Origin of the sequence: Colwellia sp. BRX10-9 (genome assembly GCF_014077405.1) — a bacterium.
In the GTDB taxonomy this organism is placed as follows: Bacteria; Pseudomonadota; Gammaproteobacteria; order Enterobacterales; family Alteromonadaceae; genus Colwellia_A.
In genome coordinates, this window is the sequence record NZ_JACGVV010000029.1 from 37550 (window position 1) to 54398 (window position 16849).

At 37.7% G+C, this 16849-nt stretch carries 8 protein-coding genes; 3 read left to right on the forward strand and 5 right to left on the reverse strand.

Going from position 1 to position 16849, the window contains the following annotated elements:
- Positions 1–401 precede the first annotated feature (401 nt).
- Both alaS and H4J69_RS15255 read right to left on the reverse strand, forming a co-directional pair.
- Complete coding sequence (gene alaS, locus H4J69_RS15250; RefSeq protein WP_182221823.1) at positions 402–3026, reverse strand: alanine--tRNA ligase; 2625 nt, start codon at positions 3024–3026, stop codon at positions 402–404.
- 44 nt (positions 3027–3070) lie between these two features.
- Positions 3071–3517, reverse strand: coding sequence for a regulatory protein RecX (locus H4J69_RS15255; RefSeq protein ID WP_182221824.1), 447 nt, complete (start codon positions 3515–3517; stop codon positions 3071–3073).
- Positions 3518–3708: 191 nt separating this feature from the next.
- Between H4J69_RS15255 and H4J69_RS15260 the strand changes: the two genes are divergently transcribed.
- The 3 genes from H4J69_RS15260 to H4J69_RS15270 all read left to right on the forward strand — a co-directional run bounded on the left by H4J69_RS15260 (position 3709) and on the right by H4J69_RS15270 (position 14077).
- Positions 3709–7230 (forward strand): BACON domain-containing protein, encoded by a 3522-nt coding sequence (locus H4J69_RS15260; RefSeq protein ID WP_182230240.1) that lies wholly within the window; start codon positions 3709–3711, stop codon positions 7228–7230.
- Positions 7231–7505: 275 nt separating this feature from the next.
- Positions 7506–9665 (forward strand): M3 family metallopeptidase, encoded by a 2160-nt coding sequence (locus H4J69_RS15265; protein WP_182221826.1) that lies wholly within the window; start codon positions 7506–7508, stop codon positions 9663–9665.
- A gap of 356 nt (positions 9666–10021) precedes the next feature.
- Positions 10022–14077: a hybrid sensor histidine kinase/response regulator gene (locus H4J69_RS15270; RefSeq protein ID WP_182230241.1), complete on the forward strand. Its 4056-nt coding sequence runs from the start codon at positions 10022–10024 to the stop codon at positions 14075–14077.
- A 148-nt stretch (positions 14078–14225) separates the two neighbouring features.
- On the opposite strand, the gene H4J69_RS15275 is transcribed toward H4J69_RS15270, so the two are convergent.
- From H4J69_RS15275 to galE, 3 genes are all read right to left on the reverse strand, one after another.
- On the reverse strand, positions 14226–14663 hold the full coding sequence (locus H4J69_RS15275) for a DUF3010 family protein (protein ID WP_070375975.1): 438 nt from the start codon (positions 14661–14663) through the stop codon (positions 14226–14228).
- 83 nt (positions 14664–14746) lie between these two features.
- On the reverse strand, positions 14747–15508 hold the full coding sequence (locus tag H4J69_RS15280) for a tRNA-uridine aminocarboxypropyltransferase (RefSeq protein WP_182221828.1): 762 nt from the start codon (positions 15506–15508) through the stop codon (positions 14747–14749).
- Between the two features lie 116 nt (positions 15509–15624).
- Entirely contained in the window at positions 15625–16635 is a 1011-nt protein-coding gene (galE, locus tag H4J69_RS15285) for a UDP-glucose 4-epimerase GalE (RefSeq protein WP_182230242.1), read from the reverse strand.
- Positions 16636–16849 lie beyond the last annotated feature (214 nt).

A 16849-nucleotide genomic window follows, 5' to 3' on the forward strand; every position in this document is an offset into this window, starting at 1 on the left:
TTTATGTTTAAAAGCCAGTCCACTAAAAAATTATAAGCTAGTAATAAATTTAGTTTAATTTTGGTAAAAGTACATAATAAAAATTAAAAACTTTGTAAAAAATAGTTACTTAAGTTCACTAAGACCCAGTTTTACCACTATTTACAAAGATTTTATTACCACGAGTGATAATCAGTTATTAACTTTGCACTTATAACCAATATTGGCATTCTAGCAAGCTTATTCAAGCAATAAAGTTATTTTTTGGAAATAATTATAACTATTTGTTATTATTAATATTGTAGTTGACGTATGTTAACTCTGCATTAACCGCTAAGTAACCTAACTTACTATTTAAAAGATTTACCCACAAAAAAGGAGCTAAAACGCTCCTTAATGAAATATATTAGCTTACTATAATATTACGATAACTGGTCAATTAGCCATGCTTTCGCTGTGTCTAATGCCATAGGTAAATTCTCTGGCTTGTTGCCACCAGCTTGTGCCATATCTGGACGCCCACCTCCTTTGCCACCGACATGCTGTGCTGCGGCATTAACTAAATCACCGGCTTTTACCTGTCCAGTGAGATCTTTAGTTACACCAGCGATCAAACCTACTTTTCCGTCTGATGCTGTGCCTAATAAAATGATCCCTGAGCCTATTTTATTCTTGAGTTCATCCATCATGCCACGAAGCGCTTTAGACTCGGTACCTGCTAAATCTGCAATAAGTACTTTCACACCATTAACATCTACAGCCTCACTGATTAAATCAGAACCGGCTTGAGCCGCCACTTGCTGTTTTAGGATTTGAATTTCTTTTTCGAGTTGCTTACCACGACTAATTAATTGCTCAACTTTTCCTGGCATACTCGCCACATCAGATTTAACCATTGAGGCAACTAAGCTTAGATTTGAACCTTGCTGCTCAGTAAAAGCAAGTGCACACTCACCGGAAACAGCTTCTATACGACGAACACCTGCAGCTATACCTGATTCTGACACTATTTTAACAAAGCCAATATCGCCAGTACGCTCAACATGAACACCACCACAAAGCTCGGTAGAAAAACCACCTAAAGTAACCACTCGTACTTCATCGTCGTATTTCTCACCAAATAAAGCCATAGCGCCTTTTTCTTTAGCTTCGTCTATCTGCATTAAGTTGGTTTCACGAGACAAGTTATTACGTATTTCTTGGTTAACTAGACGTTCAACAGTTTGCAACTCTTGCGCGGTAACCCCTTCAAAGTGAGAGAAGTCAAAGCGTAACTTTTCAGCATCACATAACGAACCTTTTTGCGTAACATGTTCACCCAAGACGCTACGTAAAGCGGCATGAAGAAGGTGAGTAGCCGTGTGGTTTTTAACGATAGCTGCGCGTCGCTCAGTATTTATTTCTGCTTTTACTAGGCGATTTAAGCCAATATTTACGCGAGCAATTCCTTTATGAGCAAAGGCGTTACCCATTTTAGTGGTGTCATGTACTTCAAATATACCGTCATCAATATGAAGAAGGCCTTGGTCTCCTGCTTGGCCACCCGACTCCGCATAAAAAGGTGTTTTGTCCAAAATAACAATGCCCTGCTCGCCTGCTTTTAATTCAGCAACCGACGCTTCGTTATTGAATAATTCAACAATAGTTGCGGAGAATTCATTACGGGTATAACCTTTAAACTGCGTGTTGTGATCAGATTTAAGCTGGTCGTTATAGTTAGAACCAAACTGACTTGCTTGCTGAGCACGTTCGCGTTGAAGTCCCATAGCAATGTCAAAACCATTGTGGTCGACTTTTAATTGACGTTCTCGGGCAATATCTGCCGTTAAATCGGCAGGAAAACCATAGGTGTCATAAAGTTTAAAGGTATCGTCACCTGAAATAGTGTCGCCTTTAAGATTCGCTAAAATATCTTCAAGTAAGATCATGCCACGATCTAGGGTGCGGCCAAATTGCTCTTCTTCGATACGTAATATTTTTTCAATAACCGCTTGTTGGCTAATAAGCTCAGGGTAGGCTTCACCCATTTGCTTACCTAATGAAACAACTAGTCGATGAAAGAAGTGTGATTTTGCTTCTAATTTATGACCGTGGCGTACGGCACGTCGAATAATACGACGTAATACATAGCCACGACCTTCGTTTGAAGGCATAACACCATCTGCTATTAAGAAGCTACATGAGCGAATATGATCGGCAATTACACGCAAAGACTTATGTTCTAAATCATTGCACTGTAATAACTCAGCAGTATCTTTAATTAATCCTTGAAAAATATCAATTTCATAATTGCTATGCACGCCTTGCATTATCGCTGAAATACGTTCTAAGCCCATACCTGTATCAACAGAAGGCTTTGGCAAGTTTTCCATAGTACCGTCAGCATGACGGTTGTACTGCATGAAGACTAAGTTCCAAATTTCAATAAAACGATCACCATCTTCATCTGGTGAGCCTGGAGGTCCACCAAAAATATTTTCACCATGATCATAGAATATTTCAGAACAAGGTCCACATGGCCCCGTATCACCCATTGACCAAAAGTTGTCTGACTCGTACTTTTTACTGGGTGACTTATCACCGATACGAATAATTTTATCTACCGGAATACCTATTTCGTCACGCCAAAAAGCGAAGGCTTCTTCGTCACTGTCATAAACAGTCACTAATAGCTTTTCTTTAGGTAAGGCTAATTTGACAGTTAAAAATTCCCAGGCAAAACGTATAGCGTCTTCTTTAAAGTAATCACCAAAACTAAAGTTACCTAACATTTCAAAGAAAGTATGATGGCGCGCCGTGTAGCCAACGTTCTCTAGATCGTTATGTTTACCACCCGCACGAACACAACGTTGCGACGAGGTTGCACGGGTATAACTTCTGCTCTCTGCCCCTAAAAAAACGTCCTTAAAAGGAACCATACCAGCATTGGTAAATAATAACGTCGCGTCATTACCTGGAACTAATGAACTACTTGGAACAATTTGATGTTGCTTCGAAGCATAAAAGTCTAAAAAAGTCTGTCGTAATTGTGCACTAGTTTTAATCATGGGAATGTTCACTCTCTGAAAAGTTAATTCTTGAATTTATTCGTTTAATCGCTATGAGTATATTTAATCAATATCATGATTTCATCCGAAGAGAAACCTCGAGACTGCATAAATCGAATGCGTTTTAATTTATCTTTTTGGTCTTTAATTGTACTTTCGCCAAAGCGTTTATTATACGCAAGCTCGGCTTGAAGATACCAATCAATTTGCTGATTTTTACTCAGTTCAACTATAATAGTATCGCAAACACCTTTTTGTTCCAATTCATTGCTAATATAAAGCCAACCATAACCTTTATTAAGGCGGCTACCAAACAAAGATTCGGCAAAACGTTGGTCACTCAAATAGTTTTTTTTAATTAGAAATTCAAGGACTGGCGTAATTTCATCTTCACTGTGTTGACGAAATTTGAGCTTTTGCATTAACTCTTCATAAGAATGCTCGCGACGAGAGAGGATACCTACCGAACAATGTAAGATAGCTTTGTTCAATGATTCATCACCTTTAAAGACGTTTTACCGCTTATTTTACCTTTAAATTAACGGATAATTATAGTGTTCAATTATTTAAATTTTAGATAAATAATAAGTTTTTACTTTGAGTGAATAATCACGCAGAATAAGTTGTTATAAAAGTAAGCGTAAAGTTTGCAGATAAACAGCAAAATAAAACAGGGATCTGTATGAAGGTATGTTTTAAGAACCTCAGTCAAATGTTCACCATTTTTTGTATAACATTATTGCTTTCTGCCTGTGGTGGTTCTAATGATAAATCAAAAAATTACGCCATCAACGCTGATGTTTCAACGATTAGCTTTAGCAATGAGATAATTACTGAGTTTGACGATTCAATAACCGTTAATGTTACTTTTGCTGGCGACGGTTTATTAGTGGGTTATGCCCCTGACTCCCAACCCGTGGGCTGGCTAGCCTTTAGAACTGAAAACCTAACCAGTAATTCTGCTACTGTTCATATTGATTTAACCCAAGCAGACCAAATTAATTTAGGTGAATACGTCACAAAGCTGCGTTTTTCAACGGGCGAACTCTCTGATAATGGCGCAACCTTAGTGCATCATGACATCAACGTTTCATTACTTATTTGGCAAGCAAATATAGATACTGAGCTGGTCAGTTTTCGTGGCACCTTTGGTGATGTCAGCATTCCTAGCCAAACAATCGCTATCACCAGTGAGAGTAATAACTGGCAGTTAAGCAGTGATATTGACTGGATAACTTTTGACATATCTTCGGGCTCAGGTGATGCAACGGTCACCGTTACCCCGAATATTAGCAGTTTTACTGCCGCGCAGTTAGCAAGCGGAAATATTATACTCACCGAAACAACAACGGGTGATACTAAGCTTATCCCTGTAGAAGTTGGTTTAGATAATCAATATTTGTATGCCAACCAAGCCAGCTTGGCTTTTACGTCAACCGCGAATATTTCAGTGCTTGAGCAAACCATCAAAGTCAGTACCAACAGCAGCGCTGAAATAAATTGGCAAGCAAGTTCCGCCTCAACCTGGTTAACCTTAACAAAACTCGACAATGATTTTCTTAAAGTTGCTGTTGATGTTAATGCCATGCCGGTAGCGGCGATAAGTCAAACTGAAATAACCCTCAATGCCATTGAAAATGAAGTTGTTATTGGGCATGTTCTACCGGTATCATTATTTCAAAGTACTGAGCAAACAGAAACTAAAGTCATCACGGACATAGCCGCAAATATCGATACCGTGATAGCAGCACCTAACATGCCCTACTTTTATGTTGGCTCAGAAAACAACTTACTTGTTTATCAACAATATAGTGGTGAATTAATTGCAACCATCGCTATCGCTCCTGATAACACCCTACTTGAGCAATTTATTGTTCATCCTGACGGTAGTAAATTACTAGCAAAAGCGCTTGAAGTTGTTATCAATGAAGACGAGACCACCACTGAAGTTGTTCATCGTTATAATATCAATTTAAGCGATTATAGTTTTACTGAAATTTCATCACCAACCATAGAGTTTGAACCTAGCCGTTACGTACAATTTTCTGGCCGATACTTTCTTGTCACGCAAACACTTGAATACGCAAATGAAGAGTTACAACGCTTATTTTGGGATCGTGAAAATATCTTTTTCACGGAAACCATTGACCAAGCCAGTGAAACAGAAGCTTTATATGCATTAGACTTTCAAACAGCAACCTTAAATCGCTATAACGCAAAAATTAATGACTTCAGTCAAGATAAAATCATTACGAGCTTAACCCATGAATATAAACCAGAACGGTTAGCTGAAGCCGATAGTATTTCAAGCTTTGTCGTTAATGATAACGAAACGGCGCTTTATCTTATTAGCCCAACAAGTGAACACATTAGCTTTGATGGCAACGCTTTTACCGATATGGGATTACTCAACCAAGCAGACGGTGCAACGACGTTATTTGTTGAAAAGTCGAATAACAATTTTGCCCATTATCTTCGTTTTGTTCCCGCTAGCGGCTTCGTTGTGAATGTTTACAACCAAGCATCAGCACTGACTGCTACCATTGAAACTCAGGGACAACAGCCCACCAGCATTGATATTTCATCTGATAATAAACGCTTGTTAGTGAACGCGGTAAATAGTACTCAAATAGAAATGGTAACTTTAGCGCAGTTTGATGTGTCGGCATCTCAGTTGTCCTTTAATACTACCTTAGGCAATGCCAGCGTTGCTAGCCAGGAATTGACTATTTCAGGCGTGAGTGATTCATGGCAAGCAACAACAGATGTTTCATGGTTATCTTTGACTCAAACAACAACGCAAGAGAGTAAAACGCTTGTTATTTCCATTGATTCAAATGAGATCATCGGTTGGGGGTTATTTACCGGTATCATTACTCTTACCGACCCAGAGACGGGCATCAATGTACAAGTAGTGGTTGAGTTAGCGGTTGATGAAATAAGGTTATTCAGTAACGCTTCAGCACTAACCTTTACTTCACAAGCGGACAAGTCAACGCTCAGTCATACGGTAGATATTGTCACCAATAAATCCAGTGCGGTAGCTTGGCAAGCACAAAGTAATGTTAATTGGTTAACGTTAACGGCTGATACCGTTAATAATACCCTAGCGATCGACGCCGATCCAAGTAAAATAACGACTAATGGTTTGTACTATGGCGAAATCACCTTAGCACCGGTCAATAGTTCTGAAAGCGTCAAGGGTACAATAAAAGTCAGCTTTGAAAAAGGCGATTTTGACACAACAAGCATCAGTGAAATTGTTATCACTGATATTACACCTAATACCTCAGCTGTCGTATTAGACCCACTGCGTCCTAATATTTATATCGGCCAAGGTGATGTGATAAAAGTGTTTAATATTATTACTGGCGCTGCAATAACAACGATTAATTCACCACTTGGCGGTGCTGATTTAACCGACTTGGTTATTCACCCAGATGGCTCACTCTTGTTAGCTTCAAATAGTGAAAACTACAACGATGAAAATGGGCAGCCACAAACGCGTATTAATCATTATCAAATAAACCTTAACGATTTCAGTATTAACTTACTGCCAGCTGCTGACATAGATCTACAATTTAGGCCTAAAACTATCGCGATGGTCGCCGGTAAAGCCATTGTTATCAGCCAAGCGTTAGAATATGCAAACTTAGCCTTAGCGGTGCAGTTCTGGGATAGAGAAAATACTTTCAACTCACCCATTATCTATGACGTACCTGCAAGCAATCATGTTATTGCTTATAACGCTAACACCTCAGCATTGCTACAATATACCTTAGCGTACAATGCCTTTACTGCTGAAAGTGTTCAACAAATTGCCAGTGATGAAAATATTAACAGCGCTTATAGTGGCGTTTTATCAAATATAGTCACCAGTAGTCGTGGTGCAGACCTTTATACAGCGAGCACCACTTCAGAGTGGACAACTTTTGATGGTACAAGTTTTACTGACCAAGGCGTTTTACGAGCGAGTATACGAACGGTTAACGTAGCCATTGACTCGGCTAATAATAGTTATTTCTATCGTTTCGATAGTAGTGGCGTTTTTATTCTTAGTAAATATGATGAAAACCAACAAGCTTTATTTACCGTCGGATATACAGCTGGTTCTGTTGACAGTTATATATCGCCAAACTACCAGCGAATTATTCACTACAATTCAACTGCAAATAGCTTAGTACTTGATTATATTCCTGATTAAGCTCAGCTACATATTGCACTTATATAATCCCGTGCTCGCACGGGATTTTTATTTCCACTAAAGCCTACTTATTTATCTTATTCTGTATTTTACAAAAATAATCAAGGTAAAAGCTGACAACTTAACAATTCAGCTTTTTTAACCGGTTACTCACCGTTTTTAAACGTGCTGCATCTTGTAGCTTGGCCGAGTGCAACATAGAATAAATTCATTAGCTTTGTCTATACGATATTAACAAAGTCATTTAATTGTCTAACATTTAATAAAGGTCATTTATGAAAAAGCGCTTACTCGCCCCGCTTGCTATTGCTATCGCATTAGCCGGTTGTCAGTCGTACGACGATAACAAGAATCAAACCAAAGAAAGTCAGCAAAAAATTAAAAAAGCTGAACATATAAATCCATTGTTCAGTGCATTTACTACGCCACACGGCATCCCCCCTTTTGATCAAATTAAAAAAAGTGATTACTTACCCGCATTTGAGCAAGCTATTAGTGAAAATAAAATAGAAATTTCCACTATTGCCAATGCCACTAACACAGCAACATTTGCAAATACCATTGAAGCGATGGAAAAGTCAGGTGACTTTCTTAACCGCGTCAGTAATGTATTTTACGGTTTAACCGGTTCAATGTCTGACGAAGAAATGCGTAATATTGCCAAAGCAGTATCACCACAATTATCAGCGCTAAATGACGACATTAATCTTAATGCAAAATTATTTGCTCGGGTAAAAACGGTTTATGACAAAAAAGATCAACTGAATTTACAAGTAAACGAATTAACCTTACTTGAGAAAACCTACAAAGGTTTTGTCCGTGGTGGTGCTAATTTATCAGATGCTGACAAAGTAAAATTACGCCAATTTAATACGCAATTGAGTGAATTAAGCTTAAAATTTGGCGAAAATTTATTACACGAAACGAACAGCTTTGAAATGGTTATTGATAACAAGGCTGATCTAAACGGTTTACCTGATGATATTATTGCCGCCGCCGCTGTTACGGCAAGCGATAGAGGCCATGAGGGTAAATGGGTATTCACCACTCATCGTCCTAGCAAAAACCCCTTTCTAACCTATGCAACTAATCGTAAATTACGGGAAACCTTATATAAAGGTTACACCATGCGCGGTAACAATGATGATGAGTTTGATAACAAGAGTATTGCTGCAGAAACAGCCAGCTTACGTTACCAAAAGGCACAATTATTAGGTTATAAAACTCACGCACATTTTGTCCTTGAAAATGCGACGGCTAAAACACCTGAAAACGTATTTGGTTTATTAAATCAAGTATGGCCAGCTGCTTTAGCGAGAGCAAAAGAAGAGTCAGCTGATATGCAAAAGCTGGCTAACTCACAAGGCACTAAAATTGAAATAGAAGCCTGGGATTGGTGGTACTACGCTGAGAAAATTCGTAAAGCTCGCTACGATATAGATGCAGCAGAAACTAAGCCATATTTCTCGCTAGAAGGTACTTTACAGGGAATATTTTTCACCGCAGAGAAATTATGGGGCGTAACCTTCAAAGAACGCAACGACTTACCTAAATACCATGAAGATGTACGTACCTTTGAAGTCTTTGATAAAGACGGCAGCTATGTTGGTATTTATATGACTGACCATTACGTGCGCGAAAGTAAACGTGGTGGTGCTTGGATGAGCAGCTTCCGTAAACAACATCGTATGTATGGTGAAGAAGTTACCCCTATTATCTACAACGTATTAAATTATCCACGCCCGGTCGGTGATACGCCAACATTATTAACTTTTGATCAAGCGTCAACTTTATTTCATGAATTCGGTCATGCAATTCAGGGCTTGTTGTCTAACGGTTATTACCGCTCACAAACAGGTACTGCTTTACCACGTGACTATGTTGAATATCCTTCACAAGTCATGGAAAATTGGATGACTGAACCAGAAGTATTAGCAAACTTTGCTAAGCACTATAAAACCGGTGAAGTTATTCCAATGGCATTAGTTGATAAAATTCAAGCTTCAGGTAAATTTAATCAAGGTTTTGGTACCACTGAATACCTTGGTGCAGCTTTACTTGACATGAGTTGGCATTCTTTAGAAACAGCAGAGCTGCAAGATGCTGCCGTATTTGAGAAAAAGGTCTTATCAGAAATTGGCTTAATCAAAGAGATATCACCTCGTTATAGAACAGGTTACTTTTCTCATATATTCTCTGGCGGTTATTCATCAGGTTATTACGGCTACATTTGGTCAAATATCTATGATGCAGATACTTGGTTAGCGTTTAAAGAAAATGGCATATTCGATGAGAAAACTGCAGATTTATACCGTAAGCATATCTTAGAGCCCGGTGGTAGTGAAGATCCCACTATAATGTACCGTCGCTTTAGAGGTCAAGACCCTAAAGTTCAACCTTTGCTTGACCGTCGTGGTTTAACGACAACTAAATAACGTTAACCCTAATATTATTAATATCCGTTATTTAAGACTCCGTCATGCTGATACTAGATTTATATGAGTCTCAGCATGACGATTTAGAGCTGAAAAAGATATTAACTGACATAGCGCTTTATGGTTGCTAAAAAAGCTAAGTGCTTATATTTACATGCTGATTTTATATCCAATAAAGTCCTTTTCAGCGGAATAACGTCCAGCTTTAAAAATTTTTAATAAAAGTTTATTTGTATTGTTTATAACCTAATAATGTAATAATAATATTCTTTCATCGCCATATAGCTCACTAAAGTTAACCCCCAATTATGAAGTTAAAATCTGCTGTATTACTCATATTGAAAGGTTTTATAAAAATGAGTATTATTTTCAACAACCGTAAAATAAAGCCTTCGCTGTTTTTATTTTTGCTGATACTTTTCCCTTCCTCCGTTTCATTCGCTGCAGTGCAATCGACTCGGTTTGAGCGTCTATCTATTGAAGATGGCCTACCACAAAGTGATGTAACTCAAATACTACAAGACAGACAAGGCTTTATATGGGTAGGGACTTCCAACGGGTTAGCGCGTTATGACGGCTATACGTTTAAAGTATTTAAACATAGTGGTAAAAATCAGAACTCACTAACAGGCAATGTGATTCGAACTATATTTGAAGATAAAAGTGCTAACCTCTGGATAGGTACAGAAGTTGGACTTAATCACTTTAATCCGAGAACTGAACAGTTTAGTCACTTTCGTCACAATGCTAATAATCCAAATAGCTTAAGCCATGATGTTGTCAATGCAATAACTCAAGACCGCTCAGGCAATATTTGGATTGGTACTCGGGGCGGACTTAATCGTTTTGATCCAAAAACAGGGCAGTTTACTCATTATAAACATAATATAAATAATCCAAAGAGTTTAAGCCATAATAATGTCTGGGCAATATTAGAGGATAATAACGGCGAAATTTGGGTTGGCACTCATGCTGGTCTTAGTCGCTTTAATACAAAAACCGAGCAATTTACTCATTACTTTCACAATGCTAACGACCCCAATAGCGTAACTCAAGGAACAGTTTGGTCAATAATTACCGATAAGCAAGATAATCTTTGGATGATTACTGAAGACGGCTTAAATCGATTTAGTCTGCAGACTGAGCAATTTACTCATTACCGCCATGAGGCTAATAATGCTAATAGTTTAAGTGATGGAGTAGTTTTAACGTTAGCAGCTGATAAAAACGGCAACCTTTGGATTGGGACAAATATGGGATTGAATAGACTGAACCTTGAAACTGAGGCTTTCACCTATTACCGTCATGAAGAGGCTAATATAAACAGCCTAGGCTCAGGTAATGTTATGGCTATTTTAGAGGACAGAGAAGGTAATATTTGGTCAGGGACTAACAAAGCGGGTCTTAGCCGCTTCAATCCAAAAATAGAGCAGTTTGGTCATTACCGACGAGATGCCTTTACCCCCGGGAGCTTAAGTAGTAACTGGGTTGCTGCGATCGTTGAAGACCAGCAAGGCGATCTTTGGGTGGGGGTTGATTCAGAAGGTATTAATCGCTTTAATAAAAAAACTCAGCAGTTTGAGCATTATAGTATAAATAAAACTAACCCAGAAAATATAAGTAATAACTGGGTTAACGCAATAACTAAAGATCACCAAGGCAACATTTGGTTTAGCACTAGGAGTGCATTAAATAAATTCACCCTCAAAACGGAAGTATTCAGTACTTATCGGCATAACTTGGATGATTCAGACAGTTTAGGTAGCAGAGGTATCCAAGCGATAACTGAAGACAGCCAAAATAACCTTTGGGTAGGTACTGCTAATGGCCTAGATTATTTTCTCCCTAAAACTGCAAAATTCAGGACCTATCAGCATAGTGAAGTTAATTTAAACAGTTTGAGCCATAACCATGTTTTAGCAATAACTGAAGATAACCAAAAAAATCTTTGGGTGGCTACTGTTGAGGGCCTTAATTATTTCAATCCTAAGACTGAAGTATTTACTCATTATCGTCATGATATGACTCAACCAAACAGTTTAAGTCATAATTATATTAGCTCAATAGCTTTAGATGACGAGGGTAACCTTTGGGTAGGCACCATGAATGGCTTAAACCTTATGGATATGAAGTCGGGGGAGTTTGTACGTTTTACCGAAGAGGATGGATTACCTGATAGCACCATTTATGCAATAGAGATTGATGATCAAGGTTATTTATGGATAAGTACCAATCAAGGCTTATCTCAATTTAACCCCAAGTCTAAAACGTTTAAAAATTATGATGTTGCCGATGGCTTACAAAGTAATGAATTTAATGCTGGCGCTTCTTATAAGAGTGACAGTGGCGAATTGTTTTTTGGCGGTATTAATGGTTTTAATCGATTTTTTCCTAATAAGCTAATTCAGGATAACAATAAACCTGTGGTCGTTTTCACCGAAATGCTATTGTTGAATCAATCAGTCGCTATCGATGCCAATAAAGAACACGATAAAAATAAGGCAAAACCTGAAGATGGTACATTTTTTTTGGAGCAAGGGATCCATGCAACATCAGCAATCATTTTAACCCACAAAGAAAATTTAGTGGCGTTTGAGTTTAGTGCTTTACATTTTTCTGCCCCCAAAAAAAATCAATATGCATACAAGCTTGAAGGTTTTGATGACCATTGGATAATGACCGATTATAAAAATCGCCGAGCAACGTACACAAATCTATCTGGTGGTGAATACTTACTAAGAGTAAAAGCAAGCAACCCTGATGGTATTTGGAATGAAGAAGGTGTTTCACTTAAAATAACCGTGCAACCACCGTTCTGGAACTCTTGGTGGGCATATACCTTATATTTCATCTCATCTTTGCTCATATTAGTCTTTTTTATTAGGGCTCATCAAAAAAAAGCAATTTTTGAACGTGACCTTATTAAGCAATTAGAGCATCAAGTTTCCACACAAACGGCTTCAATCAAACAAGAATCGAAAAAGGTAATTAAAGCGAATGAAGTTAAATCTCAATTCTTAGCGAATATGAGCCATGAGATAAGAACACCTTTAACCTCTATTATTGGCCAAACTGAAGCGATATTACATGGTGATATTGATAACAGTGCTGACAGCATAAAAGTTATATATAATAATAGCTTGCACTTACTGAGCTTATTGAATGACACCCTAGATTTAAGCAAAATAGAGGCAAATAAATTTGAATTAGAAATAACGGCCTTAGATCTGATACAAATACTTGTCGACATTAAAAATATTTTCTCAGAACAAGCTAAATCTAAGGGCTTAAATTTTACCATATACCATACTTTGCCCTCCCCTTTTATGATCAATATTGATGGCTTTCGTTTAAAGCAAATTCTTATTAACCTTTGTTCAAATGCCATTAAGTTTACTGAAAAAGGGGATGTTGCTATTGAAATATACGCGCAACATTATAATCATATCAACGAATTAACCTTCAAAATACGTGATACAGGCATAGGTATCAGTGATGAACAATTAAGAAGAGTGTTTGACGCCTTTACACAAGCAGATACCAGCATTAGTCGGCGCTTTGGTGGCTCAGGTTTAGGGTTAAATTTATCTGAAAAATTAGCAGACTTCATGGGGGGAATAATCGATGTTGAAAGTGAGATAGGTCAAGGCAGTATTTTTACCTTGATATTACCGTTCACTCCCACCAGTTCAACTGAGATTGTAAAAGAATTCGAAGTAACAAAGAAGACCTTCAGTGGCGCTATTTTATTGGCTGAAGACCATGATGATAATAGGCATTTAATGAGCAGGCTACTGACAGGACTAGGTTTTGAGGTTTATACTGCGACAAACGGCTACGAAGTAATAGCGTCTTACTTTAAAAATAAACCTGATTTAATCTTACTTGATATTCAGATGCCAAAAATGGATGGTATAGAAGCGATAAAAATTCTAAGAGCTAGATCTTGTGAAGTACCGATTATTGCATTAACGGCAAATACCTTAGCCAAAGATCTAGAACAATATTTAGCGCTAGGGTTTAATGGATTTCAAGCTAAGCCTTTTGAGCGACAAAACTTTATCAATACCATCGCTAAGTATTTTGAACAGCCTATCAAAACCAACTACGAAGACAATAGCTCGCTAACTAATAGCAACATTGATATATCTGATTTGGTTGCTAAATTTGAAGTGGGTTTAATTGCAGAACATAAAAACTTCATATTGTTGAACCAAACGAATGATAATGATGCACTTGCTAAGCAAGCACATAAACTAGCTGGAGCCGCACAAATGTTTGGTTATAACAACATAACACGAGTCGCAATGAGCTTAGAGTCCAATATTAAGAAAAAAAATTCTGCCGATATTAAATCTAGCACCCATGAGCTTATTGCGGCGTTATTAACGGTTATTAACAAAAGTGACTGATAACGTTTCTCATCATTTTATCTGTTAGCACATTTGAAGCATATTAATCAGGCGGTTAGCACCACATCCTACTGTTCGTCGTAAACGTAAAAACCCCAGTAAGTGCAAACTTACTGGGGTTTTTATCAGCTTCAACTAAAAGAAATACTTACTTCATGTAAGGATCACTTTCAAAAAAAGCAAAGACGGTATCAAAGGCAGGTTCTTGATATTGCTTCAAGCCGGTATCACGAAAATCAATATCTATTTGACTTCTTACCAGGGTTTTCTTAACAAAACTACCCGCAATAATTTCTACTTGTAGTTCTTTTATAAGTTGAATACACGCTTCTAATTTAAAGCCGATCGGTCCACCAGAAAATTTACCTTTTAAAGCACGACCACGGATAACAACTTTATCAACGTGATAGTCTTCCATCAATTTAGCAAAGGTAAATTGGAAGTGTTGTACTGCTTCGGAATCACCTGCATCTACTAAAGATATTTTTTGCACGCGTGTTTGCGGAATATCATACAAACCGTTTTCACGTGACATAATACAAATAATTGCATCGTTACCTTTTAATTCAACACCACATATTCTCATAACTTACCCTCATTAAATTCGCGGTCGCATTATATACCGAAACAGTGAATACCGAAACAGTTAATGACATTAGTTGTATTACCCTATAGTGTTGCTTTTAATTTAATCCCCTTTTGCTTAGTAAAATCAAGATAATCTTCTAAGGCTTTGGGGTTACCTTTATTTTTCTGGCAAACACTTTTTTGATATTGATAACTAAACATATCAAACCATTGATCCAATAATTGTCCATTGACCGGTTCTTTTGCCATTGTTAACATTTTTGCCGCGACTTCTGCGGTAGCAAATTGATAGTTTTCTTCGGCAATGCGTATTTGATAGCGAGAGGTATTAGCCGCTTCGTCAAGTAAATGTGGGTCAAAAGCAGCAATGGGAAATTGGTTCAAGTAAGGACTTTTACGAAACATTTTTTTCGCTTCACGCCAGCAACCATCCAACATAACAAAGAGTGGTCTTTTACCTGAAGGTATGGTCATTTCATTACAAAAAACCTCACGTTCAGCCTGTGCATACTGTTGAGGAAAAACAACATAAGGTTGCCATTGCTCGTCGTTTAAAATGGCTAACATTTCTTTATTTTCTTTAGTTCTTGACCAAAGAAATGCAAAGGTATCTGGCACGACATCAGCAATTAACTTGCCTGTATTACTTGGTTTTAGTACTTCTGTGTCATACATCAATAATAAAAAACCGGCATTACTGGTAGATTTTGGCGAATATGAACAAATACAATGAGGTTTTGCTAGACGACATAAGTCACAACGTACAACACGTTGCCCACGAGACTTGTAAGTCGTCGTGCTCAGACTCATACGATAATGATGAAGTTTATGTACAGCGTGCATAAGTGTAATTAAGACCAATTCCAACATAAAAAAATAGCGGCAATTAAGGCCGCTACTTTAGTGATTTTTAGTTTAATGTGCAATGCTTAAAATTGCGGTTTACTGAATAAATTAACTTACTCAAACCCATTAGGGTTTTGTGACTGCCAGCGCCAAGTATCAACAATCATAGTATTTAAATTACGTGTTGCTTGCCAGCCTAATAGGCTGTTTGCTAATGATGCATTAGCGTAAACAGTGCCAATATCACCCGCGCGGCGCGGTACAACTTTATAAGCGATGTTTTGACCACTAATTTGTTCAAAAGTATTCACTATTTCTAATACCGATGTACCATTTCCCGTACCGATATTAATGGCTTTACAGCCTTGTATTTTTGTTAAACTCTCTAACGCTTTAACATGACCAATCGCTAAATCTACCACATGAATGTAATCACGAACACCGGTGCCGTCTGGCGTGTCGTAATCATCTCCAAAGACTTGTAGTTGAGGTAAACGTCCTACAGCTACTTGGGCAACATAAGGTAATAAATTATTAGGAATACCATTAGGATTTTCACCAATAGTCCCTGATTCATGTGCGCCAATCGGGTTAAAATAACGCAGACATGCGATTGACCATTCGCTATCACTTTTCGCTAAATCAAACAGCACATGCTCAACCATTAATTTAGTTTGCCCATATGGGTTAGTCGCAGAAGTTGGCATAGTTTCATCTAATGGTGATGGGTTATTCTCACCGTAGACAGTTGCAGATGAGCTAAAAACTAAATTTTTAACGCCATGTTTAGCCATCACCTGAAATAAAGTAACAGAGCCTGAGACATTATTTTGATAATAACTCAGTGGAATTTCGTTTGATTCACCAACCGCTTTTAAGCCAGCAAAGTGCACAACTGCTTCGATATTATATTGCTCAAAAACAGCATCGAGCGCTGCTTCATCGCAAATATCAGCTTTAATAAAGGTTACTGTTTTCCCGGTAATCGCTTTAACGCGATCAAGGACTAAGGTAGATGAATTTGATAAGTTATCAACGATAACAATATCTTTATCTAATTTAAGTAACTCTACCACGGTATGACTACCGATATATCCAGTACCGCCGGTGATTAATAAACTCATTTTTAGTCCTTGTTTAAATAGATCCGAGATCTTAAAGCCGTCATATTGATACTGAAATTCATTCAGGATGACGATGGAAAAGTGATACTTTATTTAATCACTGTGTTATGAGTGATATTCTGACACTGTCGCGATAAACTTACTAAGGATTTTTTGGATAATTAAATGTCTACCGTGTCTGCTCGACTGTTACCTTAGCCTCAATGCTCAATGC